The sequence below is a fragment of the Bradyrhizobium sp. JHI2711 genome (assembly GCF_056156565.1).
This window is the reverse complement of record NZ_JBPZPT010000002.1, coordinates 676,134-703,081: the sequence shown is the minus strand read 5'-3', so window position 1 is coordinate 703,081 and position 26,948 is coordinate 676,134. Positions and strand designations below refer to the sequence as shown.

Here is a 26,948-nt window from a genome sequence, read left to right as displayed (position 1 = left end):
CCCGGCTTCGCTTCGCGAAGCCACCCTCTCCCACAAGGGGAGAGGGTGCAATTGCGCCGCGCTCGCGGCCGCTACTTCACCAGCTCGCACCCGCCCTCCGCCAGCGGGCGGAACGCCTGGTCTGCGGGAATCGTCGCGACCAGCTTGTAATAATCGTACGGATATTTCGACTCCTCCGGCTTCTTCACCTCGAACAGGTACATCGGATGCACGACGCGACCGTCCTGACGGATCGCGGTGTCGCCGAACAGCTTGTCCTTGCCCTTGAACTTCTTCATCTCGGGCACGACCTGCTTGGCATTGTCGCTGCCGGTGGCGGCGACGGCGTTGAGATAAGCGAGCGTGGAAGCATAGACTCCGGCCTGATTGCCGCTCGGCATCTTGCCGTTCATGCCGGGCCGTGCAGCAAAACGCTTGGCGAACGCGCGCGTATCATCGTTCATGTCCCAGTAGAAGGCTTCCATGAGCTGGAGGCCCTGCGCGACCTTGATGCCCATGCCGTGAACGTCGTTGATGAAGAGCAGAAAGGCGACGAGCTTCTGCCCACTCTGCTGGATGCCGAATTCGGCGGCCTGCTTCACCGCGTTGATGGTGTCGCCGCCTGCATTGGCGAGCCCGATGACCTGCGCCTTCGAGCTTTGCGCCTGCAGCAGGAAGGACGCGAAATCGGAGGTGCCGAGCGGATGCTTGGACGAGCCGATCACCTTGCCGCCGTGCCCCTCGATGTATTTCTGCGCCTCCGCCTCGATGCCCTTGCCGAGCGCGTAATCGACCGTGAGGAAATACCAATCCTTGCCGCCGCGCGACACCATGGCGGCTGCGGTGGTGTTGCCGGTCGCCCAGGCGTCGTTGACCCATTGGATCGTGTTGGGCGAGCAGGCCTTGCCGGTGAGGTCCGAGCTTGCGGTCGAGGACGCCAGGAAGGTCATGCGGCTGTCGCGCAGAAGCGCGTTGATGGAAAGACCGACGGCCGAGTTCGGCACGTCGACGATCGCGTCGACGCCTTCGACGTCGAGCCATTTGCGCGCGATGGCGTTGCCGACATCGGCTTTGTTCTGGTGATCGGCATAGACGATCTCGACCTTGATGCCCTTGCCGCCGCCGTTGAAATCCTCCGCCGCCATGCGCGCGGCCTCGACCGAGCCCATGCCATTGGTGTCCTGGAAGATGCCGGAGATGTCGTTGAGCACGCCGATGCGCACGACGTTGTCCGATATTTCGGCGTTGGCCGCGCCGGTCACCAAGCTCGCAGCCAGCGCGAGCGTCCACTTCAGATGTTTCATCATTCCCTCCCTGTTTGATATTTTGCGAAGATCCGACGGCTTGGCAGATCAGACCTGCCGCTCTGGCAACTTCAGGACGAGCCCATCGAGATCGGGCGTGATCGTGATCTGACAGGACAGTCGGCTCGTCCGTCGCCGCTCAGCGGCGGTGCCGTCGAGCAGCGCATCCTCGTCGTCGGCCATCGCAGGCAGGCGCGCGAGCCAGCTCTCGTCGACATAGACATGGCAGGTCGCGCACATCGCGTTGCCGCCGCATTCGGCCAGAATGCCGTCGAGGCCGTGACGGGTCGCGGCCTGCATGGCGCTCTCGCCGCCCGCGGTCTCGACGCGATAGGACTTGCCGTCGGGATGGATGAAGGTAATGGCAGGCATCAAGCTCCTCGTCAGGCCGGGGTGATCGTCACAGGCAGGCTGTCGAGCCCGCGCAGCGTGTTGTTGAAACGGCGCTTCGGCTCGCCCGTGATCTCGATTCTCGCGATGCGGCGCGCCAGCGCCGTCAGCATCACCTCGCCTTCGAGGCGGGCGACGAGCTGGCCGACGCACATGTGGATGCCGGAGCCGAAGCCGACATGGCCGGAGGTGCGGCGGGTGATGTCGTACCTGTCGGGGGCATCCCAGCGCCGCGGATCGCGGTTGGCGGCGGCAAGGAACATCAGCACCTTCTCGCCCTCGCCGATTCGCGCACCGGAGAGCTCGACCTCACGGGTGGTGGTGCGGAAGAAGGTCTGCACCGGGCTCTCGAAGCGCACGGCCTCCTCGAAGGCACCGCGCGCGAGCGTGAGGTCGTCGCGCAGCCGCTGCCATTGATCGGGAAAGCGCGCGAGGCAATACACCGCAGCGCCGATGCCGTTGACTGTCGTGTCGAGTCCGGCCGACAGCAGCGAGCGCACCAGCAGCGGCGCTTCGGTGGCCGTGATAGCACCCTCGTCGACCTGCGCGTGGATGCAGGCGCCGAAGCCGCTGGGTGCCAGATTCTCGCGCTGGCACTGCTCGGCAACGTATGCCTGATGCGGCGCCGATCGTTCGATCGCCTCCTGGCGCAGCCGGTTGGGCGGGCCGAACGCGTTGAATACCACGCTCGCGTAGGGAATCAGATGCTCACGCCCCTCCGGTTTCAGGCCCAGCGCATCCGGAAAGATCGAGAGCGGGTAGGCCTCGGCGAGATCCGCGATCGCATCGAAGCTGCGCATCTGCAGCAGGGCATCGACACGCGCCTCGGCCGCCTCGGCAAAGCGGTCACGGACCTGCTTCATCACGGTCGGCGACAACACTTTTGACAGGACGGCGCGGGTGCGGGTGTGCGCCGGCGGATCGGCCTCGAGGATCAGGCTCGGCGGTCGCCACGGCGCCTCCTTCTTGAAGTCGGAAAGGCCGACGCCGCGGCTGGAGCAGAAGGTTGCGGGATCGTTCAGCACAGCGTGGACCTCCGCATAGCGCGCCACGCCATAGACGTTCCACTTGTCGAGATAGACCACGGGGCCGGCTTCCCGCAGCAGCTCATGCGCCGGATAGGGGTCGGCAAAAAAGCTCATGTCGAAGGGGTCGACGTCGACATGCGGGACACCCGATCCCGCGCAGCCGGATGCGGTCATGGAAGACCTCCCTCATTTTGATCTTGTGAAAGGACGACGCATGCCCTTAGGTCTTTGGGCCCGCCGCGAGTCAGAAACCCGATATGCCGCCGTCCTCGACCAAAGCCCGCCACAAGCCCGCGCCCCATGATGCAGGGCCGACGCTCGATCTCGACCGTTACGTCCCGGCGTTCATCACCTTCATCGCCAACAAGCTCTCGAACAGCGCGACCGCGTTCTATCAGCGCGAGTTCGGTGTCAACGTCACCGAATGGCGGATCATGTCGCTGTTGGCGATCGAACCCGGCATCCCGGCCTCGCGCATCTGCCACGTCATCGGCTTCGACAAGGGGCCGGTGAGCCGGACGCTTGCCGGCCTCGAAAAGCGCGGGCTGGTGTCGATCCGCACCGACCCGAACGACGGCCGCACCCACTCGATCTCGTTGACGGCAAGGGGCCGCGCCACCCATGACAAGGTGATCGTCGCTGCGTTCGAACGCGAGCGACGGCTGTTGTCCTGCCTCAGTAAGGACGAACGCGAGGTGCTGATCGATCTCTTGCGCCGGCTGCACGAAAACCTCGGCGCAGTCACCGGCAGCGTCGACACCTGACGGGTCGCGCGCGGCGCGCAAGCTCCCGTCACTCCCGATCATGCGCCGGCATTTGCCGACGGCACCCCTTCTGCCGCGCATTGCTTCCTCCAGAAAAGAACGCGGCGGTTCGCCCGCCGTCATCTCTGTCTGGAACGGTTCGCACAGATTAGTTGCTTAGGCAACAAAAGAATCGGCAGGATGTTGCGACAGGGTTGTTGGCGTATCCCACTCGTCATTCCGGGGCGCGCGTAGCGCGAACCCGGAATCCATCGTGCACCACCCCTACGGTGAAATGGATTCCGGGCTCGCGCCAAGAGGCGCGCCCCGGAATGACAGCGGAATGTGGCGTCGCTAACTCGGCCTTTACAATCCGATCCACTCACCCGACGCATCATCGTTCAGCCGCGCTACCGCATCGGCGCGGCGCGTCAGCACGGCGCGCTGGTTGATGTAGCCCTTGTCGGTGATCTCGCCGCCGTCGACCGACGGTGGCTCGGCGAGCAGCAGCGCGCGGGTGGCGTGACCGGAGGAGTTGGCGCTCTGCTGTTTCAGCTTCGCCAAACCCTGCGCGATGGCGCTGCGGACCTTGTCGTGCGCCAGCACGTCGCTGGCCGCCGCCGTTTCGGGCAGACCGGCATGGGCGCGGCAAGCCGCAATATTCGGGAACACCAGGAAACGCACCTCGTCACCGCCGTGACCGGCGACGACGATGTCCTGAGCCAGCGGCGCCAGCGCGGCGATGCCGGCAACGCGCAAGCCGCCGACGCTGACCCAGGTGCCGGAATTGAGCTTGAAGTCTTCGGCAACGCGACCGTCGAAGAACAGGCCGCGCTCGGGGCGCGCGCTATCGGCAAGCTTCACCGCGTCGCCGATCAAGTAAAAGCCCTCCTCGTCGAACGCTTGCCTGGTCAGCTCGGGTGCCTTCCAATAGCCGGGCGTGACGTTGGGGCCACGCACCCGCACCTCCAGCTTGTCGCCGGAGGTGACGAGCTTCAGCTCGGTGCCGGGAATGGGCACGCCGATGTTGCCGGAGCGCTCGGCGAGAAAATGACAGTCGGTGGCGAGCGGTGAGGTTTCCGTCGAGCCCCAGGCCGAGACCATCGGCAGCTTGCGGCCGACCGTCTCGAGTGAGAGCTCTTCGAGAGCATCCCACAGATTCTGCGGCAGCGCGGCCCCGGCATAGAAGGCGAATTTCACCTCGCCGAAGAAGCGGCGGCGCAATTCCTCGTCGCTGCGCAGTGCCGCGATCAGCATGTCGAAGCCGCGCGGCACGTTGAAATAGACCGTCGGCATCACGCTTCTGAGGTTGGCGAGCGAGGTCGCGAACAGGCCGGGCGCGGGCTTGCCGCCGTCGATGTAGAGCGCGCCGCCGTTGCGCAGCACGAGGTTGAAATTGTGGTTGGCGCCGAAGGTGTGGCTCCAGGGCAGCCAATCGAGAATGACGAGATCGCGGCTCCGTTCGAGGAAGGTCCAGGTCTGCGCCTTGGCCTGCTGGCTCGACGTCAGCATGCGCTGGGTGTTGATGACGGCTTTCGGCGTGCCCGTCGAGCCCGAGGTGAACAGGAATTTCGCGATCGTATCAGGCGTGAGTGCCGCAAAGGCTCTTGCGACGTCGGCCGTCTCGGGGGTGGCCGCAACGGCGCGGAACGCGAGCACCTCAGTGTCATCGGCATTGCCGCTGATGATCTGCGCGCTGTGCAGCGGCTCGATGGCAGCCAGCGCCGGTGCGAACGGCTGAAGCGCAGAGACGTAGATCGCGCCAGGATCGAGCAGCGCAATCATGCTCTTGAGCTTGTCGAAATCTTTCGACATCAGCGAATAGGCCGGCGAGATCGCCGCCGAGGGCACGCCGACATGCTGGGCGGCGAGCGCGAGCAGCGCATGATCGATGCTGTTGTCCGAGAGGATCGCGACGGGGCGGTCCGCGCTGAGCCCTTGTGCCAGGACCCAGGACGCGGCGGCGCGCACCTTGCGAAGCGCCTGCGCATAGGTGACGGTGGTCCAGGGCATTTCGACATTGCCGCGCTCGGCCAGGAAGATCGCATCCGGCCTTTGCTGCGCCCATTGCTCCAGCCAATCGCCGGTGCAGCGCGCAGTCTCGCCGAGAGGCTCAGGCGAGCGCAGAACGATGCTGCCGTCGGGCCGATGCTCTGCGACGGTCCTTGGCGTTGCGAACAGGCCTGCAACGTCACCATGTGAGGCGACTGTCATGTGTTTCCTCCTCCATCCCGGTTACAGGATCGGCCGCGGCCTCGTTCCGGGCTGCTTTGGCCTATAATGTTGGGCACGCCAATTGTTGTCGTCAACAACAATCTTTCGCTCCGGGTCCAAGGGCGCTAGGGTTGCGCGACAGGAGACACGACGTGACAGCCACAGCATCCCGGGCCGACGGCCGCCACGCCCCGCGCAAGCGCGCCGGCAACGGCGCAGCACCACGCGATGGTGCCGACGACATCGGCCTCGACGCACTGGTCGGCCACGCCGGCTATGCGGTACGGCGCTTCCAGATCTGGATCTTTCAGGACTTCATCAAGACGCTCGGCGAGGTCGACATCAGGCCGACGCAATATTCGGTGCTGACCGTGATCGGCGCCAATCCGGGCCTGTCGCAGATGGCGGTGGCAAAACGCCTCGGCATCGAGCGTGCCCGGCTGGTGCACCTGCTCGACAGCCTCGAACAGCGCAAGCTGGTGAAGCGGATCAAGTCGAAGCAGGACCGGCGTTCGCATGCGCTGCACCTCACCGCGCAGGGCGAGACGGCGCTGACGAAATCCAAGCGGCTCGCAGCCGAGCACGAGCGGCACGTCGAGGCGAAGATCGGCAAGGAGAACCGGGCACAGCTGCTCCGGATCCTCTCCGGCTTCACCTGATCCCGACTGCCTATGATTTGGGCAGATAGGTCACTGAGGCGACCGGCCGGGCGCCGGCCGAAATGTCCCCCAAGCCACTGATCGCACGATAGGATCCGGCACGATCATCCTGCCCGGATTCTGCACACAATGGCACATCGCTTGCTTCACTCCGGGCGAGGACGAATTGCCGGAGTTTTGCCGCCATGGGGGCCGAGCAGCCTGAAACGATCGCCGCGATTGTGGCCGCGCACCGCGCGGGGACGCTGACGCCGGCGCAGACGGTCGCGCGGACCTATCAGCGCATCCGCGATCACGACGATCCTGCCGTGTTCATCAGCCTGCGCGACGAGAAGGACGCGATCGCGGAAGCAGAGAAGCTCGCGGCCCGGGCGGATGCTGCCAGCCTGCCGCTTTACGGCGTGCCGGTCGCGGTGAAGGACAATATCGACGCGCTGGGCTTCCCTACCACCGCGGCCTGCCCGGCTTTCTCCTACACGCCCACGCACGACTCGACCGCCGTCGAGCGCCTGCGCGCAGCGGGGGCGATCATCATCGGCAAGACCAATCTCGACCAGTTCGCGACCGGCCTCGTCGGCGTCCGCTCGCCCTACGGCATTCCCCGGAATTCGATCCGCGAGGATCTCATTCCCGGCGGCTCGAGCTCGGGCTCGGCCACTGCGGTCGGCGCCGGGCTCGTGCCGTTGTCGCTCGGCACGGATACCGCCGGCTCGGGCCGCGTGCCGGCGATGCTGAATAACATCGTGGGGCTGAAGCCGAGCCTCGGCATGATCTCCACCGCAGGCCTGGTGCCGGCCTGCCGCACGCTCGACTGCATCTCGGTGTTCGCACTGACCGTGGACGATGCCGCACTCGCGCTGTCGGTGATGGCCGGCCCCGACCAGGCCGATCCATTCTCGCGCGACCGGCCGTTCGGCGCGATCACGCCGATGCCGGCAAACCTGCGCTTGGGTGTGCCACGCAACGGCCAGCTGATCTTCTTCGGCGACAAGAAAGCGGAAGCCGCCTACAACGATGCGCTGAAGCGATGGACCGCGCTCGGGGCAAAGCTGGTCGAGTTCGACCTCGAGCCGTTCTACGAGACGGCGCGGCTGCTCTATGAGGGCCCCTGGGTCGCCGAGCGTTACCTCGTGATCAAAAACCTGCTGGCGTCCGCGCCAGACACGATCCACCCCGTCACGCGGGAGATCACCGCGGCCGGCGCACGGCTGACCGCGGCGGAAACCTTCTCGGCGCTCTATCGCCTGCAGGGCCTGCGCAAGATCGCCAAGCGCACGTTCGCCAACATCGACGCGCTTGTGCTGCCGACGGCGCCGACGGCCTATACGACCGCGCAGGTGCTGGCCAATCCGATCGAGCTCAACAGCCGGCTCGGCACCTACACCAATTTCGTCAACCTGCTCGACCTCTGCGGCCTCGCCGTGCCGGCTGCGATGCGCAGCGACGGCATTCCGTTCGGCATCACGCTGCTGGCACCCGCAGGGCGCGATGCGATGCTGGCCAGCATCGGACGGGTGTTCCATGGCGACACGAAACTGACGGTCGGCGCGAAGGGTGTGGCACAGGCCCCGCTCGCGCCACTGCCCGCAAGCAACGGCGATGCAATCCCGATTGCGGTGGTCGGCGCGCATCTCACCGGCATGGCGCTGAACGGAGAATTGACCGCGCTGAATGGAAAGCTGATCGAGGCGACGAAGACCGCGCCCGACTACAAGCTCTATGCGCTCGAGACGACGCCGCCGAAGCCCGGCATGCTGCGCGTCGAGACCGGCATGGGCGCGGCCATCGAGCTGGAGATCTGGTCGCTGTCGTCGTCCGCCTTCGGCAAGTTCGTCAACGCGATCCCCGCGCCGATGGCGATCGGCACAATCAGGCTCGCCGACGGACGTAGCGTGAAGGGATTCCTCGTCGAGCCGGAAGTGCTGGGCGATGCGCGGGACATCACAGCGTATGGCGGCTGGCGGAAGTTTATGGCTGAAGCTACAACGGCGTAGACAGCGACCGGGGCCTCACACCGACTTGCGCCAGGCGGCTTCGTTCTTCTTCTCGTAGTCGTCGAACGCCTTGACGAGGCCGGACAGCACCTCTGCGGACGTTTCGAACATCGCGGTGAGCTGGGGCTCGTCGACCTTGCGGATGTCTTCGCGCAGATGCGTCACCGTCTCCTGTAGACGCTGCTTCATCTTCTGGGTGTGATGGCGGGGATCTTTCTCGGAGGAGGCCATGGTGTATTCTCCTTATCGGATCGATGGGAGGAAACGATCGGTGCAAAGCCGGGTTCCTGAGAACCGACGCCTCTCCTTCACCTCGTGGTGAACACGCAACTCACACCGACACCGCGTAGATCTCGTACTCCCCGCGCACCAGCTCGATATGCGCGCGCATGGCGGCGGCGGCGCCCTGCTTGTCGCCGCGCATGATGGCGACGACGACGCGGTCGTGCTCGGCTTGCGATTTGGCGAGGCGGCCGAGGTTGCGGAACTGGGCGCGGCGGAACGGCTGCACGCGCACGCGGGTCGCGAGCGTGATCTCGGCGATGTAGCCGTTCTGCGAGCCGGCGTAGATCGCGTTGTGGAAGCGCTCGTTGACCTCGTGGAAGCGCTCGGGATTGCCGGTGTAGCTCAGCACCCGCAGCTCCTCGTGGACGGCCTCCAGGCCGTGACGCTCCGCCGCCGACATGCGTTCGGCGGCAAGACCGGCGCACAAGGCCTCGAGCTCCGCCATGGCCTCGAACATGCCTTTCAGCCGCTCGACGGATGGCCGCGCCACCACGGCGCCGCGATGCGGCCGCGCCTCGACGAGGCCGCTCGCCACCAATTGGCGCAGTGCCTCGCGTACCGGCGTGCGCGAGACGTTGAAGCGCCGCGCGATGTCGGTCTCGTCCAGCGGCGAGCCCGGTGCCAGCGTTCCCCGCACGATCTCGTCGGCAAGCTGCAGCCGCAGCTCCTCGGCGCGCGTGACCTTCAGCAGCGACGGCGATGCACGGTCGACGCGCGGCACCACCGGCTCGGCCGGCAATGCGCCCTGCGGAAGATCATCAAGCGTCATACGGTCTCTTTCGGCTCGTCGATGATGCTGACATGAGCGGCGACGACGCGCCAGCCCTCCGGGAAACGTATCCACGTCTGCATCTGCCGGCCGACCCTGCCGGGAGCCGTATCGCGATAGAACAAGGTGGACGCCACGGCCGTGTCGCGGCCATAGCTGGTGATCACGGTTTTGGCGGTGCGGCGGTTCAGCCCGACCGGCGAGCGCGCGGCACGGAAGCCGCTGATCGCCTCGTAGCCATAGAGGTTCTCGCCGATGCCGTAGCGCAAGGTGCGCGGATCGTTGCGGAAGAGCTCGCCGAGCACGGCGACGTCGTTGCTGACGAGGGCTTGCTCATAGCGCTCGAACGCGGCTTTGACTTCCGCGATCACGTCGGGGAGATCGATCTGCATCTTAGAACCCTCTCGGCGCGGGCGCGGCGACGACGCCCATCTTCTCCAATGCGTGCGCGACGCGCAGCGCGATGTCCTCGCGCCAGGGCGCACAAATGATCTGCACGCCGATCGGCAGCGGCTCGAGCGGCACGGGAACGGCGACCACCGGCAGGCCGATGAAGGAGATCGGCTGGGTGTGGATGCCGATGTTGGCGCGCACCGGCAGCTCGACGCCGTCGAGATTGAAGTTGACCTGCCCGAGCTTCGGCGCGGTACAGGGCGTCGCCGGCGCCAGCAGCACGTCGACCGATCGAAAGATCTCGGCAAGCTGAGCGCGATACCAGCGGCGGAATTTTTGCGCGCGGTCGACCAGCGGCGCTGGAACCATGGCGCCCGCGATCAGCCGGTCGCGCACCGCCGGGTCGAAATCGCCAGGGCGCTTGCGCAGGCGATCGAGATGGAGCGAAGCGCCTTCGGTGGTGGTGATGACATAGGCCGCCGCGCGGGCGCGCGAGGCTTCGGGGATATCGACCACTTGCGTTGCGCCCAGCGCCTTGGCGACGCGGCTGACGGCTTCGACCGCTTCCGGAAACACGTTCTTCTGGAAGTGGCCGCCGGCGATCGCAACGCGCAAGCCCGAGATGGACTCATCGAGCAGCGGCGTGACGGGCTCCAACCCGCGCGTGGTGCAGGCGCCGTCGTCGGCATCCGGACCCTGCATCGCGTCATAGGCGAGCGCGAGATCGGCGACGGAGCGCGCGAACGGGCCGAGATGATCGAGGCTCGCCACGAACGGGAAGGAGCGCGCACGTGACAGCCGGCCATAGGTCGGCTTCAGGCCGAAGATGCCGCAGAAGGACGACGGCACGCGGATCGAGCCGTTGGTGTCGGAGCCGAGCGCGATCGGCACCAGCGCGCCGCCGACGGCGCTGCCCGAGCCGCCGGAGGAGCCGCCGCTCATCCGCGTGGTGTCGTGCGGATTGCGCGAGGGACCGTCGTGGATGTTCTCGCCCGTGAAATCGTAGGCGTATTCGCCCATGTTGAGCGCACCGACGAGAACGGCGCCGGCCGCCTCCATCCGCTCGATCAAGGTCGCATCGCGCCTGGCGGGCGCGAGGTCGCGGTTGATCTTCGAGCCGGCGCGCGTTGAAAGGCCCGCCACATCGAACAGGTTCTTGACGGCGAAGGGGACGCCGGCGAGCGGACCGACATTCCTGCCCGCGGCGATGTCGGCATCGATCGCGCGCGCTTTCGCGCGGGCGCGTTCGGCGGTGACGTCGGTGAAGGAATTGAGGATGCCGTCATGCCGCTCGATGCGCGCGAGCGCGGCTTCGGTGGCAGCGAGCGCGGACATCTTGCGCCCCGCAACCGCACTTGCGATCTCGGAGGCCGTCATCTCTGGCTTGGCAGACATGGCGTCAGGCCGTGAAGATCGGCGCCGGCTCGGTCTCGTCCGGCAGCGCGAATTCGTCGACCAGACGGCCAAGCCGCAGCGAGACCTCGAGGTTGGCGCGAACGGCAGGCCGCCAGGCCTCCTCGATCGGCAGCGCCAGCGCCTTCGATACGGCGTCGATATAGTCGTCCAGGGGTTCGGCCATCACGCTCTCAAGCAATCAGTGCAGTCTTAGTGTGTCGGCAACGGCGGATGCGGGATCGCCGTCAGCAGCTCCTTGGTGTAGTCGTCCTTGGGATCGCCGAGAACCTGCTCGGAAGAGCCCTCCTCGACGATCCGTCCGGTCCGCATCACAATGACACGATCGCACAACAAGCGCACCACGTTCAAATCATGCGAGACGAACAGATAACTCATACCTAGGCGCGCCTTGAGGTCCTGCAGCAGGTTGAGGACGACAGCCTGCACGGAGACGTCCAGCGCCGCGGTCGGCTCGTCCAGGATGACGAGCTTGGGATGCAGCGCGATCGCCCGGGCGATACCGACGCGGGCCTTCTGGCCGCCGGACAATTGGTGCGGGAAGCGGTCGAGCAGATTGTGCGGCAGGCCGACCATGGTGGCGAGTTCCTCGCAGCGGGCGCGGAGCGCGTCGCGGCCCTTGATATCGCCAAGCTGCATGATCGGGTCGGCGATCGCGCGCGCGGCGGTGAAGCGCGGGTTGAGGCTGTCGGTGGGGTCCTGGAACACCATCTGGATGCGGCTGCGCTGCGGCAGCCGGGCGAAGGCGGCAGGCTGAATGCCGCCGATGTCCTCGCCGTCGAACTGGATCAGGCCGGAGGTCTGGTCGAGCAGGCGCATCACCATCATCGACGTGGTCGATTTGCCGCAGCCGGATTCGCCGACCAGGCCGACGCTCTCGCGATGGCCGATGGCAAAGGAGATGCCGTCGACGGCGCGGAACATGTCCGGCTCGACCGGCGGCTTGCGGCCGAACAGCTTGCCGAGCACGGCGGTCGCACCCTGGCGGGGATATTCCTTGACGAGCTTGTCGACGAGAAGGAGGGGTTTTGGATTCTCGTCACGTCCGGGCTTGACCCGGGGGTCTGTCAGCTGAGAGGGGTCTTGCGAAGTGTGATGGATGGCCGGATCAAGCCCGGCCATGGCGGCTCTGCTTTCTTCCTCGGGCAGCAAGTCGCGCAGCGACACACCAAGCCGCGGGGTCGCGCGCATTAGCTTCTTCGTATAGGGGTGCTGAGGGTTGGCAAAAATGTCGGCAGCCGTGGCGGTCTCGACGACGCGGCCCTTCTCCATGACGACGACGCGGTCGCAATAGGCGGCAGCGAGGCCAAGATCGTGCGTGATCAGGATGGTCGACATCGCGCGGCGTTTCGTCAGCTCGACGATCAGGTCCATCACCGCCTTCTGCGTGGTAACATCCAATCCGGTCGTCGGCTCGTCGGCGATGAGCAGCTGCGGATTGCAGGCCAGCGCGAGCGCGATGACGACGCGCTGGCACATGCCGCCCGACAGCTCGAACGGATAGGCGTGATAGCGCTCGCGCGGGCGGGCGATCTTGACCTGCTCGAGCGCCTCGATCGCCTTCTCGCCGTGATCTGCGACCTGGGCCTGCTGCACATGGGTGCGCAGCACGTCCTCGATCTGATCGCCCACTTTCCGGATCGGGTTCAGCGCGGCGCGCGGGTTCTGGAAGATCATCGAGACTTCGCGGCCGCGCAGATCGCGCATCTGGTCTTCGGTGGCGGCCTTGACGTCGATGCCGGAGAACATCACCGAGCCCTCGGCGATCTTGCCGGCGCGGTCGAGGATGCGCATCACCGCGTAGGAGGTCACCGACTTGCCGGAGCCGGATTCGCCGACGATGGCGAGCGTCTCGCCCTTGGCGACGGAGATGTTGACGTGCTGCACCGCCTTGACGATGCCGCGTCGGGTGGTGAATTCGACCGTGAGATCCTGGACGTCGAGCAGCGGCTGGGCGGTCACGGACGGCTCCCGTCACCTAAACGGTCGAAAACAACCCCATGCACAGTAGAATGGCGACTGAAATCATTGGAGAATTTCTGACCTACGTCTGCCATCACGTCCTCCGCTGGGGATCGACGATATCGCGCAGGCCGTCGCCGAGGAGGTTGAAGCAGAACACGGCGATCATCAGGGCAAGGCCTGGGAAGAGCGCGATCCACCATTCGCCCGACACCATGAAGCCCGCGCCTTCGGCGACCATGATGCCCCATTCGGCCGTCGGCGGACGGACGCCGAGGCCGATGAAGGACAGGCCGGCGGCGTTGAGAATGGCGTAGCCCATGGTCAGCGACATCTGCACGATCATAATCGGCATGATGTTCGGCAGGATGTGCACCAGGAGGATGCGGAACTCGCCGTTCCCTGAGAGACGCGCGGCCTGCACGAAGCCGGCATTGCGGCGGACATTGGCTTCCGCGCGGGCGACGCGGGCATAGAGCGGGAAGTTCACGATCGCGGTGGCCAGGATGATGTTCTGCACGGTGTTGCCGAGCGCGGCGACGATGCCCATCGCCAGCACGAACAGCGGGAAGGCCATGATGGTATCGGCGATGCGGCCGACGACGCGGTCGGTCCAGCCGCCGAAATAGCCGGCCGCGATGCCGGCAAGGCCGCCCATCAGGAACACCAGAGCAACCGACGCGATCGCGATGAAGAAGTCGAGGCGCGTGGCGACGATGACGCGGCTGAAGATGTCGCGCCCCAGCTGGTCGGTGCCGAACCAGTGCGCCGCCGACGGCGGTTTCAACGCAGCCGCGGTGTCCGAAGCGAGCGGGTCGTACGGCACCACGTAAGGGCCGAACAGCGCGGCGAACACGATGATCAGGAGCAGCGCAAAGGCAAAACCCGTGACCTTGTTCTCGCCGAGGACATAGCGGGTCTGCTCGAGTACCGCGACGAGGCCTGACGTGCGGGCGGGACCGACAGGTTCAACAGCAGGCGCAACGGAGCTCATAACCTACCCCTCCAGCCTGACGCGCGGGTCGATCACGCCGTACAAAATGTCGATGATCAGATTGAGCAGCACGTACATGACGGCCATGGTCAGCACGAAACCCTGCACCGGCGCGAAGTCGGAGGAGATCAGCGCTTCCACCGCGTACGAGCCGATGCCCGGCCATGCGAACACTTTCTCGACCAGCACGTTGGCCCCCAGCAGGAACGAGAACACCATGCTGAGCGTGGTGATGACCGGCAGCATCGCGTTGCGGAACGCGTAGGTGACGATCACGGTTGCCGGCGACAGGCCGCTGGCGCGCGCGGTGCGGACGAATTCGGACGCGAGCACCGCGAGCATCGAGGCGCGCGTCATGCGCGCGATCGGCGCCAGCGAGAAGATTGCGAGCGTCGTTGCGGGAAGAATGAGCTGGCTCAACGCCGAGCGGAACGCCTCGAGATCGCGCGCGATCAGGGTGTCGATCAGATAGAAGCCTGTCACCGTCGGCGGCGCGCTGTAGAACACATCGAGACGGCCGAGCGGCGCCGGCGACCAGCCCAGCCGGAAATAGAAGACATAGACCAGCACGAGGCCGGTGAAGAACACCGGCAGCGACACGCCGGCCGTGGTCGTGATCCGACAGAGATGATCGATCCACGATCCCGGCCGCGTTGCCGCGAGCACGCCGAGCGGAATGGCGATCGCAATGGACACGAAGAGGCCGAGCAGCGTCAGCTCGGCTGACGCCGGCAGGCGGTTACGAATCTCGGTGGCGACCGGCTGGCCCGTCGTCAGCGAGTTGCCGAAATCGCCATGCGCGAGATCGTTGGCATAGCGGAAGAACTGTTCGATCAGCGGCTTGTCCAAGCCGAGCTTCTTGCGGATCTGCTCGACGGCTTCCTTGGTCGCGGCGGGGCCGGCGAAGTAAGCCGCGGGATCGCCCGGCAGCGCGCGCGTCAGCAGGAAGGTGACGATGACGACGCCGATCAGCGAGGGAATCGCGAACATCAGGCGCTTGCCGATCATGGTCAGCATGGTGCTCGCTCCGCTCGCGCGAATGGCGAATAGCGAGTGGCGAATGGATATTCGCTCCTGTCGACCATCACGTCCCCCTACTCGCTATTCGCCACTCCCTATTCGCTTTCCTCACCCCTTCGCCATCGCGCGATAATCCAGCCGCCGGTGGAACCAGTACTGGTAGCCGCTGACGTTCTTCTGCATCGCGACGTTGACGAAGGGCTGGTAGAGCGGGATGCGCGGGACGTCGGCGAAGGCGAGATCGACGAAACCCTTCACGTCGGCATCGTAAGCGGCCTTATCGCCGGTGGCGGCCGCCGTGCGCGCACCGTCGATGAACTTGTCCATCGCCGCCGACTTGTAGCTCATGGTGTTGAAGACGGAATTGTTGCCGTGATAGCACCAGTAGAAGAAGTACTCGGGGTAATCGAGCCAGCCCGAGAACACGTTGGTGAAGAGCGGCATCTCCTTCTTGTTGAGCTCGGTGCGCCAGTTGGCGCCGGGCACCTTGTTGATGGTGGTCTTGATGCCGAGCTGGGCGAGGCTCTCCTGCACGAGGACGCAGAGCGGCTCGTTGACGCTGGCGAAGTTGAGATCGAACGAGATCGTGGTCTCGAAGCCGTTGGCGTAACCGGCTTCAGCCAGCAGGGCCTTCGCCTTCTCCATGTCGGTGTTGTACTTGTGCGGCTGCGGCCAGGCGACTTCGGTGGCCTTGTCCTTTGCGCCGAACATGGGATTGCCGAGACCGAACAGCACGGCGTCCATGATCTTCTGGTACGGCAACGCATAGGCGATGGCCTGCCGCACTTTCGGATTGTCGAACGGCGGCTTGGTGACGTTCATGCCGATATACTGGATGCCGTTGGAGAACGGCAGCGACACCACGTTGAGCTTGCCGTTCGCCTTCATCTCCTGGAAATCCTTGAACGGCAGCTCATAGGAGATGTCGGCATCGCCGCGCTCGAGCAGCGCACGGCGGTTGCCGGCCTGCGGCACCATGCGCCAAATCACGCGCTTGATCTTGGGAAGCGGACCGCCGACCCAATCCTCATTGCGCTCCATGATCACTTCGGTGCCGGCGGTCCACTTCGTCACCTTGTAGGCGCCGGAGCCGGCGGTCTGCTGTTTTGTAAACTCGAGGCCCCAGGGATCCTTCTCGCTGGCATTCTTCTTCACCAGCTCGGAATTGACGATGCAGGGCACGATCACGGCGAGATCGGGGATCGTCAGCTTGTCCTTCTTCAGGAAGTCGACGCGCACAGTGTGATCGTCGACCACGACGAACTGCTCGGCCTTGGTGAGCGAACCCGCGCTCATCTGGAAGGTCGGGAAGCCGCCGACGCTGACGGCGCGGTCGAGCGACCATTTCACGTCTTTCGCGGTAACAGGCGCGCCGTCGTGGAATTTGGCGTTCTTCTTCAGCTTGAAGGTGACCGACATGTCGTCGATCTTCATGTCGTCGGCGAGCTCGCCTTTGAACTTGTCGCGGTCGTAATAGGGCACGCCGCCGGGACCGCTCTTCATCTCGTGGCTGATCAGGCGGTCGTAGCAATTCCAGGAGACTTCATAGCCGGGCACGTTGGTGCCGATGCCATGGATGTCGAGATTGTTCGGGCCGCCTTCGGAAACGATCAGCAAGGTCTCCGAGCGGGCATCGGCCTTGGCCGAGGAGATCACGGACGGCATGGCCGGGAGCGCCGCGCCAGCGGCCAACCCGGAAACGGATTTGAGGAAATCGCGGCGCTTCATGAAATCGCTCCAACACAAAGGTTTTTGGCTGGAACTGGATTCGCAAGGTTTGTGCCAAGGCTTAACGGGAGACTAAAGTTCATCTAAGTAATTGATATCGCCTGCTATTCTTATCTGACCACTCTGCACCGCAAGGGGCCATTGCATACAAAGACGAGCAATTGCATAAAAATTAGGCTTCTCGGCTTGAGGGCTCAGTGTGGAGGCAGCCGCCAAACGTTGCCATCTGGCGCTCGCGCCGCGGCGCCCCAGGAGTCATTCCGGGGCGATGCGCAGCATCGAACCCGGAATCCATCCGGCGGCAGAACGCGCGGCACAATGGATTCCGGGCTCGCCGCTGCGCGGCGCCCCGGAATGACGGAGCGGAGCGCTCAGTTGGGCCAGATCAGCTCCTGTAGCTCGACCAGATCATTCGCCCTCTCCTGCCAGCCCTCGATGCAGATGTGGCTGTTGAGGTCGCTGGCGCGGTGCAGCAGCATCAGGGTCATCAGGCGGCGCTTGAGCGTGAAATCCAGCCTTGCATAGCCAAAGCCTTCGAGCAGGCTCTTCACTCTGCCCGGACGGCCCGCCGCCATGAAGGCGCTGGGGCCGAGCAGGTCGTAGTCGCGCCACCCTGTCAGCACGTCGCCGAAGTCGAACAGGCCGCCGAGCGACCATTGGCCATTATCGCAGGCGAGCAGGAAATTCTCGGGAATGTATTCGCCGATCAGGATCACCGGCGGCGCGTCCATCGGGATCAGCTTCGGGGCGTCACGTAGGAGATCGTCGAGGCCGGCGAGGAATTTTGGTGCGAGGCCGAGACGCTCGTGCCGCCCGCGGCAGCCCTGCATCTGCTGACGCATGAACGCATCCCAGCGCGGCTCGATATGCGCGAGCGGTCCAAGCGGCGCGCGCTGCACGCTCGCAATGGTCTCGCCGATCTGGCGCAGCAGCCGCTCCTTCTGCGGCTCCGGCAGTGATGGCCAGACCTCCGAACCCAGCGTGCCGGCAAGGCGCGTGATGACGAGATAGGGCCAGCCGTCGCGCATCCCCTCCGCGACGATCTCGGGGATCGGCAGGTGCAGACGGCCTTTGAGCTGCGTCAGCGCGGCGCGCTCCGAGACGAACTGCGCTGCGAGCAGCGGCGGAAAGATTTTCAGGATCAGCCTGTCGCCGAGGCCGACCACGAGATTGGTGCCGGTCGCAAACACATGCGGCGAGCCGGCATCGAGGCCATGTCTGCGTGCGATGTCGAGAGCGACCGGCAGCCATTGCGCGGAGGCGGAGCGGAAGGCGCGGAAGCTTGCGGCGTCGGTGAAGGGAGGCAGCTGTTGCGGCGTGATTGTCATCTGCACTCGCGTATCGAATGCAGGGGCAACTTTGGTTGACGCGGTGCAAGCCAAGGAAACGGTGCACCTCTCCCGCTTGCGGGGGAGGTCGGCGCGAAGCGCCGGGTGGGGGCTCTCTCCACGTGGGGACACTCTCCGCAGACTTCAGACAATCCCAACGTGGAGAGAACCCTCTCCCCAACCCTCCCCCGCAAGCGGGGGAGGGAGCGCACCTCGTTCGCAGCGGCGGCGAGACCTAATCGCAACACACCCTACCGCTCGGGACTGGCGCGCTCGAACTGGCGCAAGAGCTTGTTGCCGCGCTCGACGGCGGAATCGAGTGCTGATTGCGCGCTCTTGTGGCCGGCGAAGGCCTGCTCGAGCTCGTCCTCGATCACGCCGCGGATCAGGACGAAGGAGCCGAGCCGGATGCCCTTGGAGTTCTCGGTCGGCGGATTGAGCGTGATCTGCTCGAACGAGATCGCCGAGCCCGGATTGCGCTCGTAGAAGCCTTGCGAGCGCGTCAGCTCGAAGGCGGCGCGGGTCACGGGCAGATAGCCGGTGTTCTGGTGCCAGGCGGCCTGCACGCCGGGCTGGGACAGATAGGCGAAGAAGCGCGCCACGCCCTTGTATTCCTCGCGCGGACGGTCGCGCAGCACCCACAGCGTGGCGCCGCCGATGATCGAGTTCTGCGGCGCGCCCTTCACGTCGGGCCAATAGGGCATCATGCCGTAGCCGATCTCGAACTTCGAGTTGGCCTTGATGTCGGCGCGCGTCGCCGAGGAGCCGATGAAGATGCCGCACTCGCCCTTCTGGAAGCGCGGCTCGGCCGACTGGCCACGGCCGCTATAATCGAACAGCCTGGTCTTCTGCCATTCGCTGAGCGCCGCGACGTGATGCACCAGCCCCGGATTGTTGATGGTCAATTCCGCATCGAGCCCGGCGAAGCCGTTCGCCCGGCTCGCGACCGCGAGGTTATGGAAGGCGGCGAAATTCTCGACATGGATCCAGGACGGCCAGGACGTGGTGAAGCCGCAAGCAGCGCCGCGGTCGCGCAGGCGCTTGGCGGCCGCTCCCAGTTCCGGCCAGGTCTTCGGCGGCGCCTCCGGATCGAGGCCGGCGTCGCGGAACATGGTCTTGTTGTAATAGAGGATCGGCGTCGAGGAATTGAACGGAAAGGACAACAGATTGCCGGCCGCATCGGTGTAATAGCCGGAGACCGCGGGCAGATAATCACTGAGCGAGAACGGCTCGCCCTGGTCCCGCATCAGGCTGAACACCGGATAGATCGCGCCCTTGGCCGCGGTCATGGTGGCGGTGGCGACCTCGTTGACCTGGACGATGGCGGGCTGGGTGCGCGAGCGGAAGGCGAAGATCGCCGCCGTCACCGTCTCGGTGTAATTGCCCTTGTAGACGGGCACGATGCGGTAATCGGATTGCGAGGCATTGAAGTCGGCGGCGAGCTTTTCCAGCTGCCGGCCGAGCTCGCCGGACATGGCGTGCCACCAGGCGATCTCGGTGGCAGCCCGCGCAGGGGCGGCCAATGCGAGGGCCGCAAAGGCGGCAACGAGCTGCAAAAGGCGCAAGGCTGACATCAGGATGGCTCTTCCCAGGCCGCGGTCGACGAGGCGGCTGTCCTGCTTAAGGCCCGGCAGTGGTCGTTTCAACCGGGAATGAACGCCGGCCGCGCCGCACAATCAGCCCGCTGGCCGGGGGCGGGATGGGACTTCCCTTAACTTCTGCTGGAGCCCCGTTCCGATCGGAACGGGTTCTAAATTATTAATTTGACGGGTTTTCTTTACGCGAACCGGTATCCACTTCGCTTGAAAACGCTTTAGATTGCATTGAACCTTTTCCTTCCGCCATAGACTCCACCACTGAGGGGTTGAGTGTGCCAGTGTTGAGCCGTGCCGAACTCTCGCGGACCGGGGTGGTCTTCGTCGCGCTTCTGCTTGCCGCAGTCTCGTCGAGCATGCGCGCGACGAGTGCGGTTGCGCGCGAATTTCGCGCCGCCGACACCCAGGCCGAAGATTACCCGACCGTCCAGGCGCTGCGCTACATGGGCGCCCTGATCGCCGAGCGCACCAAGGGCCGCCACGAGATCAAGGTGTTCCACTCCCGCCAGCTCGGGGAGGAAAAGGAGACCATCGAGCAGACCCGGGCCGGTGCGATCGACCTCAACCGGACCAATGTCGCCCTGATCGGCAATTTCGTCCCGGCGATGAACGTGCTGGCGATGCCGTTCCTGTTCCGGTCCATCGAGCACATGCAGAAGGTGCTGGACGGGCCTGTCGGCAGCGAGATCCTCGGCAGCTTCGAGCCCTACGGCTTCGTCGGGCTCGCCTTCTACGATTCGGGTGCGCGGTCGATCTATAACGGAGTCCGCCCGGTGAAGACCATCGCGGACCTCAAGGGATTGCGGATCCGGGTGCAGCAGTCGGAGTTGATGAGCCAGATGATGCGCGCGCTCGGCGCCGAACCGGTCGAGCTGCCCTACGGGCAGGTGCTCACCGGGCTCGCCAACCATCTGATCGACGGCGCCGAGAACAACTGGCCATCCTTCGTGACCACGAACCATTACAAGCATGCCGGCCATTACACGCTGACCGAGCACACGATGAGCCCGGAGGTGCTGGTGATCTCTCTGAAGGCCTGGAACAGCCTGTCGGCGGAGGAGCAGACGATCTTTAAGGAGGCCGCGCAGCGCTCCAGCCGGTTCATGCGCGAGAAGTGGCGCGACCTCGAGGAACAGTCGCAGCGCAAGGCGCAGGAAGCCGGCGTGACCATCATCAGGGACATCGACCGCAAGCCGTTCGAGGACGCCATGGCCGCAATCTACGCCAAGGCCGCGCGCGACCCCGCGGCGGCCGCGCTGATCGAACGGATTCGCAAGGTGGAGTGAGGCCTGTTGGCTGCGCTTGGACATAGCGATCACGCGGACAAGCCACCCGGCCCGATCGGGCAGCTGCGCGCGCGCATCGTCGGCCTCTTACGGGCGGTGCCGATCCGCTGGCGCATCCTGTCGATCGCCGCGCTGAACTCCGCCGTGGTCGTGGTGCTGGTGGCGATGATCTGGAACGGCGCCAAGGTGCTCGGCTCGGCCTGGGACGATGTGCGCCAGGTGCGCGAGTCCGACCGGATCCTGGCGCTGCTCGAAAGCGAGACCGGGCGGCTGCAGAACCTGATCCACCGCTACATCAACCAGCCGAGTCCGGACCTGTTCGCCGAGATCCTGTTGCTGCGCGAGGCGGTGCTGGGCACGCTGACCAATCGCGCCGCCAAGGACCCGATGCTATCAGGGTCGGTCGAGGAGCTGGAGCGCACCACCGACCGTTTCCTCAACGGCTTCGGCGAGCTGCGCAGTGTGCAGTCCACCATCGCCAAGACCTATGAGGAGCAGGTGCAGGGCCCAGCCAGGGACATGGCGGGCCTCTACTCCATCATCGAGGGTGCTACTGGCCATCGCGACGCGCTGATCTGGCCCTCGCTCGGCAAATCCCGCGAAGCCTTCACCGCGATGCTGGTCGCGGCCAATTCCTATTACCTGTCGCAGTCGTCGGGCGCCGCCGACGACGCGCGCCGCCACACCGAGACGATCGAGAGGACCATCCCGGTCATGATCGATCTCGCCGACAACGACCTGCAGAAGATGGCCTTGCGGCGGCTCGCGGCCCGCACCGCCGCACTTCGCGAGGGTTTTGCAAAACTCTCCGAGCAGCTTGCGAGCCGCACCGAGCTGCTCCGCAACACCATCGACGCCAGCCAGGCCGAGGCGATCGGCGCCATCGACGACCTCTCGACCAAGATGCGCCAGCGCGAGCAGAAGGCGCAGGAGGTGTTCGACCGCACGCTGGCGGATATCTCACGCCGGGTGCTGTCGATCGCGGTGATCTTCCTCGGCATCATCCTCACCGCGGGCGTCCTGATCGCGCTGTCGATCCGCCTGCCGCTGCAGCAGATCATGTCCGCGATGCGGGCGATCACGCTCGGCGACCTCGACCGCGAGGTGCAGGGCACGAAAGCGCGCGACGAGGTCGGGGCCATGGCGCGCGCGGTGGAGGTGTTCCGCGAGAACGCGATCGCCAAGCGCCGGACCGAGGACGAGCTGCGCGCGTCCAAGGAAAAGGCCGAGAGCGCCCTGCTCGAGCTCAATACCGCGCAGCAGAATCTGATCGACGCCGAGCGGCTGGCTGCGCTCGGCGGCCTGGTTGCCGGCGTCGCGCACGAGGTCAACAACCCGATCGGCATCAGCCTGACGGTGGCTTCGAGCTTTGCCCGGCGCACCGAGATTTTCGAAGCCCAGCTCAAGGGCGAGGGCGGCCTGCGCCGCTCGCAGCTGGAGGAGTTCGTGCAATCCTCGCGCGACGCCTCGCAGCAGCTCGTCGCCAATCTGACCCGCGCCGGCGAGCTGATCCAGTCGTTCAAGCAGGTCGCGGTCGACCGTTCCCATGCCGAGCGGCGGCAGTTCTCGTTAAGCGAAGCCACCGACCAGATCATCGCCAGCCTCAAGCCCGTGCTGAAGCGCTCGCCGATCACGCTGGAGGTCGACGTCCCCGAGGGGCTGCTGCTCGACGGCTATCCCGGCTCCTACGGCCAGATCCTGACCAACCTCTTCCTCAACGCCGCCAACCACGCCTTCGCCGACGGCCGCGCCGGCCGGATCGCGATTTCGGCGCGGCCGCGCGGCACCGAGGACATCGAGATCAGCTTCTCCGACGACGGGGCCGGCATGACCCCGGACGTGCAGCGCCAGGCCTTTGACCCTTTCTTTACCACCCGGCGCAATGAAGGCGGCACGGGACTTGGCCTTCATATCGTCTATAACCTCGTCACCCAGCAGCTCGGCGGCCGGATGATGCTGGAATCCAAGCTGGGACAAGGCACTACTTTTCGCATTATCATGCCCCGCGTCGCCAAGGGCGGCGCGCAAAGCACAGAAAGTGACGGATCTTCGCAATGGCCGAACAGGACGATGTCCTCCACCTGATCGACGACACCGGTACTGCGTCGGAGGACAGCAACGCCCGGAAATGGAAGATCGCCGTCATCGATGATGATCCGGCCGTGCATGACGGTACGCGTTTCGCGCTGTCGGACTACAGCCTGAACGGCCAGAGCCTGGAGATCCTGTCGGCCTATTCCGCGGCCGAAGGGCGCAAGCTGATGGCCGAGCACCGCGACGTCGCCGCCGTGCTGCTCGACGTCATCATGGAGACCGACGTCGCCGGCCTCGAGCTGGTCGAGTTCATTCGCAACGAGATCCGGAACGAGACCGTGCGCATCATCCTGCGCACCGGCCAGCCCGGCCAGGCGCCGGAGCGGCGCGTCATCGTGCAGTACGACATCAACGACTACAAGGCCAAGACCGAGCTCACCGCCGACAAGCTGTTCACCTCGCTGACCGCGGCGCTGCGCTCCTACCAGCAGCTCGAGCGCATGGTGCAGACCCGGCGCGGGCTGGAGATCATCATCGACGCGGCGTCCACGCTGTACGACTTCAAGTCGATGCAGCGGCTCGCCGAGGGCGTCCTGACCCAGCTCGCTTCGCTACTCAACGTCGATTGCGCCGGCATCCTGGTGCTGCGCGACAATGGCGGCATCGATCCCGAGCTCTCGGTGCTCGCCGGCAGCGGCTGCTACAGCCGCTTCATCGGCACCACCTCGTCGAAGGCGCTCGACCCCGAGCTGCGCGAGATGGTGGAGGCCGCGTTCCAGCGCCGCAAGAACGAGTTCGCCGACCACCGCAGCGTGATCTATTTGCGCACCGGATCGGGCCGCGAGGTCGTGGTGCTGCTCCAGGCCGAGCGCGAGCTGTCGGAGACCGACCGTTCGCTGGTCGAGATCTTCTCCTCCAGGCTCTCGATCGCCTTCGACAACGTGATCCTCTACCAGCAACTGCAGGACGCCAATACCCAGCTGGAGGACCGCGTCGCCCAGCGCACCCGCGCCCTGATGCAGGCCAACCGCCGCCTCTCGGCGCAATGGCTGCGGTTGCAGCGCGCCAACGGCTTCAAGAACGAGATTCTCGGCACCGTCGCGCACGACCTGAAGAACCCGCTCGGCGTCATTCTCGGCCGCACCGAGATGCTCAAGGAGCTGATCTCGACCGGCGCCTCGGAAAGCGGGGTCGTCGCCCAGGTCGACCACATCCGCGACGCCACCAAGCGCCTGACCACGATGGTCGATCATTTGATCTCGGACGCGATGGCCGATGCCTTCGACATCACCATCCGCCGCGAGCCGGTCGACGTCGCCGCCCTGGTCAAGGAAGTCGCCGAGGCCAACCAGCCGCTCGCGGTCAACAAGCAGCAGGCGATCAGCGTCACCGCGCCGCCCAACATCGTCACCATGTGCGACACCGACCGCATCCGCGAGGCGATCGACAATCTCATCAGCAACGCCATCAAATACTCGCCGATCGGCGGCAAGATCGACGTCACCGTGGTCCACGAGGGCAGCGACACCATCGTCAGCGTCAGCGACGAGGGCGCCGGCCTGTCGCCGGAGGATCTCGGCCGCCTGTTCGGCCGGTTCCAGCGGCTGTCGGCCAAGCCGACTGCCGGGGAGAGCTCGACGGGACTTGGGCTCTCCATCGTCAAGCGTATCATCGACATGCACGGCGGCGAGGTGACCGCCGAGAGCGAGGGCCCCGGCAAGGGCTCGACCTTCACCATCACCCTCCCTGCGACTGAAGCGCCGTGATGTCAAAGCCCGTGATGCAAAGCCCATGATGCAAAGCCCATGACCCAAAGCCAGCACATCATGATCGTCGACGATGAGGCTCCGGCCCGGGAGATGGTCGGCGATTACCTCAAGATGCACGGCTTCACCGTGACGCTGTGCGACGGCGGCAAGTCCTTGCGCGCCGCGATCCAGGGCAGCATGCCTGATCTCGTCGTGCTCGACCTCAACATGCCCGAGGAAGACGGGCTCTCGATCATCCGCGACCTCAAGAGCCGCATCAACGTGCCCGTCATCATGCTGACGGCGACCGCGAGCCCGATCGACCGCGTCGTCGGCCTCGAGCTCGGCGCGGACGATTACGTGGCAAAGCCCTGCGAGCTGCGCGAGCTGATGGCGCGCATCCGCTCGGTGCTGCGGCGGAGCGGGCCGGCCAAGGCGGCAGAGGCGCCAGCGGCGAAGTCGGACAAGGAGCAGCTGGTGCGCTTCGGCACCAAATGGCTCGACCTCGAAGCGCAGGCCTTGCGCGACGACGAGGGCAACGAGCATCCGCTGACCGCGTCCGAGTTCGGGCTGCTCAAGGTGTTCGCGGCCAATCCGAAGCGCGTGCTGTCGCGCGAGCGCCTGCTCGAGCTTGCCAACGCTCGCGACGCCGAAGCCTTCGACCGCGCGGTCGATCTGCGCATCATGCGCATCCGCCGCAAGATCGAGCCCGACCCGGCCAAGCCTGCCGTAATCCGCACCATCCGCGGCGGCGGCTATCTGTTCTCGCCGCAGGGCGAGAAGGCGTAGGGCGAGCGGCACAACCCGCTCTGCCGTAGCCCGGATGGAGCACAGCGCAATCCGGGGGTGCTGTAGCCGCGGATGGAGTTGCCCCGGATTTCGCTGCGCTTCATCCGGGCTACGAGATTATCGCCCCCGGGACGACAGCGGTAGGTGCGGCGCGACCAAACGCAATCCTCCTAAATTCGTTCCGCGGCGCGCCCGTCCGGCCCCGAATCCCCACCCCCGTATTTTCCGTACGTTGAAATCACAAGGTTTTTTGCCCCGAATGTTTCGTCGCACCCTGTCCGGCGAAACAATTTGACGGCGCACGAAACCATTTTCCGCTTTTCGTGCAGACGTCCCGAAACGTTGGCTCATTAACACTTTGACCCAAGGAAACGCCGCTCGGTTGCGGCGCTACGGGGAGCCAAGTCCATGCCGAACGTCATTGCCATCAACGCCCAAGCCAGCCAGAGCATCATTGCCGCTCAGGCGACCTCGGACGACATGCTCCTCGCAAGCATTGCCGACGGCAACCGGACGGCCATGCACATCCTTTACTGCCGGCACAATGTACGGGTGTACCGATTCATCCTGCGCATCGTGCGCGACGCCACCACGGCGGAAGATCTGGTCAGCCAGGTGTTTCTGGACGTGTGGCGGACCGCCGGCCAATTCCAGGGCCGCTCGCAGGTGTCCACCTGGCTGCTCTCGATCGCCCGCTTCAAGGCGCTGACCGCGATGCGCCAGCGCCGCTTTGAGGACATCGATCAGGAGGACGTGCGTCAGATCCCTGATGGTTGCGACACGCCGGAGACCTCGCTCGACCGCAGCGACACCAGCGCCATCCTGCGCGCCTGCGTGCAGAAGCTGTCGCCGGCGCATCGGGAGATCATCAACCTCGTCTATTACCACGAGAAGTCGGTGGAGGAGGTCGGCCAGATCATCGGCATCCCCCAGAGCACGGTGAAGACGCGGATGTTCTATGCGCGCAAGCAACTCGCCGATTTGCTTAAGGGCGCCGGCGTCGACCGTTTCGCCGCTTAACAACAATGTTTTCAAGGGGATAGGACCTCCGTTTTGGCCCTCTCCCCGGACACGGAAGCGTTACCACTGACGAAACAATTGAAACAAACGACAACATCAGGCGGAAAAACTTCCCTTCTATAAAGCTCCCATACGGTTTCGTTAAACCTCCCAAGACCTCCAGCGACCCGGACGATGCCCCGTCCGGGTCGTTTTTATTTGGGCCTGAGTGGTTGCCGGCTCCGCGGTCGGTGCGCTCCCTCCCCCGCTTGCGGGGGAGGGCTGGGGAGAGGG

Annotated in this window: 23 protein-coding genes; 8 read left to right on the top strand and 15 right to left on the bottom strand. The window is 65.4% G+C overall.

The window, feature by feature from the left end:
• Window positions 1–71 precede the first annotated feature (71 nt).
• From ACTEK7_RS15785 to ACTEK7_RS15775, 3 genes are read right to left on the bottom strand one after another with little or no spacing between them, the layout of a single operon-like run.
• Window positions 72–1,283: an ABC transporter substrate-binding protein gene (locus ACTEK7_RS15785; protein ID WP_036001888.1), complete on the bottom strand. Its 1,212-nt coding sequence runs from the start codon at window positions 1,281–1,283 to the stop codon at window positions 72–74.
• A gap of 48 nt (window positions 1,284–1,331) precedes the next feature.
• A complete protein-coding gene (locus ACTEK7_RS15780; RefSeq protein ID WP_225147465.1) occupies window positions 1,332–1,655 on the bottom strand; it encodes a 2Fe-2S iron-sulfur cluster-binding protein in 324 nt (107 codons plus the stop codon).
• 11 nt (window positions 1,656–1,666) lie between these two features.
• Window positions 1,667–2,875: a cytochrome P450 gene (locus ACTEK7_RS15775; protein WP_225147466.1), complete on the bottom strand. Its 1,209-nt coding sequence runs from the start codon at window positions 2,873–2,875 to the stop codon at window positions 1,667–1,669.
• Between the two features lie 83 nt (window positions 2,876–2,958).
• Here ACTEK7_RS15775 and ACTEK7_RS15770 point away from each other — a divergent pair, with 83 nt between their 5' ends.
• Window positions 2,959–3,465 carry a MarR family winged helix-turn-helix transcriptional regulator gene (locus ACTEK7_RS15770; protein ID WP_036001836.1) on the top strand — a complete coding sequence of 169 codons (507 nt, stop codon included), beginning with the start codon at window positions 2,959–2,961 and terminating at the stop codon, window positions 3,463–3,465.
• Between the two features lie 345 nt (window positions 3,466–3,810).
• Here the strand turns inward: ACTEK7_RS15770 and ACTEK7_RS15765 are convergent, their stop codons facing one another.
• On the bottom strand, window positions 3,811–5,658 hold the full coding sequence (locus tag ACTEK7_RS15765; protein ID WP_225147467.1) for a feruloyl-CoA synthase: 1,848 nt from the start codon (window positions 5,656–5,658) through the stop codon (window positions 3,811–3,813).
• 152 nt (window positions 5,659–5,810) lie between these two features.
• Here ACTEK7_RS15765 and ACTEK7_RS15760 point away from each other — a divergent pair, with 152 nt between their 5' ends.
• Window positions 5,811–6,317, top strand: coding sequence for a MarR family winged helix-turn-helix transcriptional regulator (locus tag ACTEK7_RS15760; protein WP_225147468.1), 507 nt, complete (start codon window positions 5,811–5,813; stop codon window positions 6,315–6,317).
• A gap of 185 nt (window positions 6,318–6,502) precedes the next feature.
• Window positions 6,503–8,311, top strand: a complete 1,809-nt coding sequence (gene atzF, locus ACTEK7_RS15755) for an allophanate hydrolase (RefSeq protein WP_225147469.1) — start codon at window positions 6,503–6,505, stop codon at window positions 8,309–8,311.
• A gap of 15 nt (window positions 8,312–8,326) precedes the next feature.
• Here atzF and ACTEK7_RS15750 read toward each other — a convergent pair whose 3' ends face one another.
• The 11 genes from ACTEK7_RS15750 to ugpB all read right to left on the bottom strand — a co-directional run bounded on the left by ACTEK7_RS15750 (window position 8,327) and on the right by ugpB (window position 19,777).
• Window positions 8,327–8,542, bottom strand: a complete 216-nt coding sequence (locus tag ACTEK7_RS15750; protein ID WP_036042810.1) for a hypothetical protein — start codon at window positions 8,540–8,542, stop codon at window positions 8,327–8,329.
• Window positions 8,543–8,642: 100 nt separating this feature from the next.
• Window positions 8,643–9,365 carry a GntR family transcriptional regulator gene (locus tag ACTEK7_RS15745; RefSeq protein ID WP_025033634.1) on the bottom strand — a complete coding sequence of 241 codons (723 nt, stop codon included), beginning with the start codon at window positions 9,363–9,365 and terminating at the stop codon, window positions 8,643–8,645.
• Window positions 9,362–9,757, bottom strand: a complete 396-nt coding sequence (gene hpxZ / locus ACTEK7_RS15740; protein WP_225147470.1) for an oxalurate catabolism protein HpxZ — start codon at window positions 9,755–9,757, stop codon at window positions 9,362–9,364. The genes ACTEK7_RS15745 and hpxZ overlap by 4 nt, the downstream gene beginning before the upstream one ends.
• Window position 9,758: 1 nt before the next feature.
• Window positions 9,759–11,153 carry an AtzE family amidohydrolase gene (locus ACTEK7_RS15735; protein ID WP_225147471.1) on the bottom strand — a complete coding sequence of 465 codons (1,395 nt, stop codon included), beginning with the start codon at window positions 11,151–11,153 and terminating at the stop codon, window positions 9,759–9,761.
• A gap of 4 nt (window positions 11,154–11,157) precedes the next feature.
• On the bottom strand, window positions 11,158–11,337 hold the full coding sequence (locus tag ACTEK7_RS15730) for a DUF4089 domain-containing protein (RefSeq protein WP_036001861.1): 180 nt from the start codon (window positions 11,335–11,337) through the stop codon (window positions 11,158–11,160).
• Between the two features lie 26 nt (window positions 11,338–11,363).
• On the bottom strand, window positions 11,364–13,133 hold the full coding sequence (locus ACTEK7_RS15725) for a dipeptide ABC transporter ATP-binding protein (protein ID WP_225147472.1): 1,770 nt from the start codon (window positions 13,131–13,133) through the stop codon (window positions 11,364–11,366).
• 94 nt (window positions 13,134–13,227) lie between these two features.
• On the bottom strand, window positions 13,228–14,127 hold the full coding sequence (locus tag ACTEK7_RS15720; RefSeq protein WP_025033639.1) for an ABC transporter permease: 900 nt from the start codon (window positions 14,125–14,127) through the stop codon (window positions 13,228–13,230).
• A 3-nt stretch (window positions 14,128–14,130) separates the two neighbouring features.
• Window positions 14,131–15,144, bottom strand: coding sequence for an ABC transporter permease (locus ACTEK7_RS15715; protein ID WP_225147473.1), 1,014 nt, complete (start codon window positions 15,142–15,144; stop codon window positions 14,131–14,133).
• Between the two features lie 111 nt (window positions 15,145–15,255).
• Complete coding sequence (locus ACTEK7_RS15710) at window positions 15,256–16,875, bottom strand: ABC transporter substrate-binding protein (protein ID WP_225147474.1); 1,620 nt, start codon at window positions 16,873–16,875, stop codon at window positions 15,256–15,258.
• A gap of 371 nt (window positions 16,876–17,246) precedes the next feature.
• Complete coding sequence (locus tag ACTEK7_RS15705) at window positions 17,247–18,203, bottom strand: aminoglycoside phosphotransferase family protein (protein WP_225147496.1); 957 nt, start codon at window positions 18,201–18,203, stop codon at window positions 17,247–17,249.
• Between the two features lie 251 nt (window positions 18,204–18,454).
• Window positions 18,455–19,777 (bottom strand): sn-glycerol-3-phosphate ABC transporter substrate-binding protein UgpB, encoded by a 1,323-nt coding sequence (gene ugpB, locus ACTEK7_RS15700; RefSeq protein WP_225147475.1) that lies wholly within the window; start codon window positions 19,775–19,777, stop codon window positions 18,455–18,457.
• A 296-nt stretch (window positions 19,778–20,073) separates the two neighbouring features.
• On the opposite strand from ugpB, the gene ACTEK7_RS15695 reads away from it, so the two are divergent.
• The 5 genes from ACTEK7_RS15695 (at window position 20,074) to ACTEK7_RS15675 (ending at window position 26,675) form a co-directional block, all read left to right on the top strand.
• Window positions 20,074–21,084, top strand: a complete 1,011-nt coding sequence (locus tag ACTEK7_RS15695) for a TRAP transporter substrate-binding protein (protein WP_057028609.1) — start codon at window positions 20,074–20,076, stop codon at window positions 21,082–21,084.
• A 54-nt stretch (window positions 21,085–21,138) separates the two neighbouring features.
• Entirely contained in the window at window positions 21,139–23,169 is a 2,031-nt protein-coding gene (locus ACTEK7_RS15690; RefSeq protein ID WP_225128589.1) for a sensor histidine kinase, read from the top strand.
• Window positions 23,139–24,884 (top strand): ATP-binding response regulator, encoded by a 1,746-nt coding sequence (locus tag ACTEK7_RS15685; RefSeq protein WP_074447643.1) that lies wholly within the window; start codon window positions 23,139–23,141, stop codon window positions 24,882–24,884. The genes ACTEK7_RS15690 and ACTEK7_RS15685 overlap by 31 nt, the downstream gene beginning before the upstream one ends.
• 39 nt (window positions 24,885–24,923) lie before the next feature.
• Window positions 24,924–25,655: a response regulator gene (locus tag ACTEK7_RS15680; protein WP_036001902.1), complete on the top strand. Its 732-nt coding sequence runs from the start codon at window positions 24,924–24,926 to the stop codon at window positions 25,653–25,655.
• A gap of 408 nt (window positions 25,656–26,063) precedes the next feature.
• Window positions 26,064–26,675 (top strand): sigma-70 family RNA polymerase sigma factor, encoded by a 612-nt coding sequence (locus tag ACTEK7_RS15675; RefSeq protein ID WP_036020284.1) that lies wholly within the window; start codon window positions 26,064–26,066, stop codon window positions 26,673–26,675.
• Window positions 26,676–26,948: the final 273 nt, after the last annotated feature.

What these genes read in the sequence shown, in the direction of transcription:
- ACTEK7_RS15785 (WP_036001888.1), bottom strand. Translation starts at nt 1,283, where the DNA reads ATGAAACATCTGAAGTGGACGCTCGCGCTGGCTGCGAGCTTGGTGACC.
- ACTEK7_RS15780 (WP_225147465.1), bottom strand. Translation starts at nt 1,655, where the DNA reads ATGCCTGCCATTACCTTCATCCATCCCGACGGCAAGTCCTATCGCGTC.
- ACTEK7_RS15775 (WP_225147466.1), bottom strand. Translation starts at nt 2,875, where the DNA reads ATGACCGCATCCGGCTGCGCGGGATCGGGTGTCCCGCATGTCGACGTC.
- ACTEK7_RS15770 (WP_036001836.1), top strand. Translation starts at nt 2,959, where the DNA reads ATGCCGCCGTCCTCGACCAAAGCCCGCCACAAGCCCGCGCCCCATGAT.
- ACTEK7_RS15765 (WP_225147467.1), bottom strand. Translation starts at nt 5,658, where the DNA reads ATGACAGTCGCCTCACATGGTGACGTTGCAGGCCTGTTCGCAACGCCA.
- atzF (WP_225147469.1), top strand. Translation starts at nt 6,503, where the DNA reads ATGGGGGCCGAGCAGCCTGAAACGATCGCCGCGATTGTGGCCGCGCAC.
- ACTEK7_RS15750 (WP_036042810.1), bottom strand. Translation starts at nt 8,542, where the DNA reads ATGGCCTCCTCCGAGAAAGATCCCCGCCATCACACCCAGAAGATGAAG.
- ACTEK7_RS15745 (WP_025033634.1), bottom strand. Translation starts at nt 9,365, where the DNA reads ATGACGCTTGATGATCTTCCGCAGGGCGCATTGCCGGCCGAGCCGGTG.
- hpxZ (WP_225147470.1), bottom strand. Translation starts at nt 9,757, where the DNA reads ATGCAGATCGATCTCCCCGACGTGATCGCGGAAGTCAAAGCCGCGTTC.
- ACTEK7_RS15735 (WP_225147471.1), bottom strand. Translation starts at nt 11,153, where the DNA reads ATGTCTGCCAAGCCAGAGATGACGGCCTCCGAGATCGCAAGTGCGGTT.
- ACTEK7_RS15730 (WP_036001861.1), bottom strand. Translation starts at nt 11,337, where the DNA reads ATGGCCGAACCCCTGGACGACTATATCGACGCCGTATCGAAGGCGCTG.
- ACTEK7_RS15720 (WP_025033639.1), bottom strand. Translation starts at nt 14,127, where the DNA reads ATGAGCTCCGTTGCGCCTGCTGTTGAACCTGTCGGTCCCGCCCGCACG.
- ACTEK7_RS15715 (WP_225147473.1), bottom strand. Translation starts at nt 15,144, where the DNA reads ATGCTGACCATGATCGGCAAGCGCCTGATGTTCGCGATTCCCTCGCTG.
- ACTEK7_RS15710 (WP_225147474.1), bottom strand. Translation starts at nt 16,875, where the DNA reads ATGAAGCGCCGCGATTTCCTCAAATCCGTTTCCGGGTTGGCCGCTGGC.
- ACTEK7_RS15705 (WP_225147496.1), bottom strand. Translation starts at nt 18,203, where the DNA reads ATGACAATCACGCCGCAACAGCTGCCTCCCTTCACCGACGCCGCAAGC.
- ugpB (WP_225147475.1), bottom strand. Translation starts at nt 19,777, where the DNA reads ATGTCAGCCTTGCGCCTTTTGCAGCTCGTTGCCGCCTTTGCGGCCCTC.
- ACTEK7_RS15685 (WP_074447643.1), top strand. Translation starts at nt 23,139, where the DNA reads ATGGCCGAACAGGACGATGTCCTCCACCTGATCGACGACACCGGTACT.
- ACTEK7_RS15680 (WP_036001902.1), top strand. Translation starts at nt 24,924, where the DNA reads ATGACCCAAAGCCAGCACATCATGATCGTCGACGATGAGGCTCCGGCC.
- ACTEK7_RS15675 (WP_036020284.1), top strand. Translation starts at nt 26,064, where the DNA reads ATGCCGAACGTCATTGCCATCAACGCCCAAGCCAGCCAGAGCATCATT.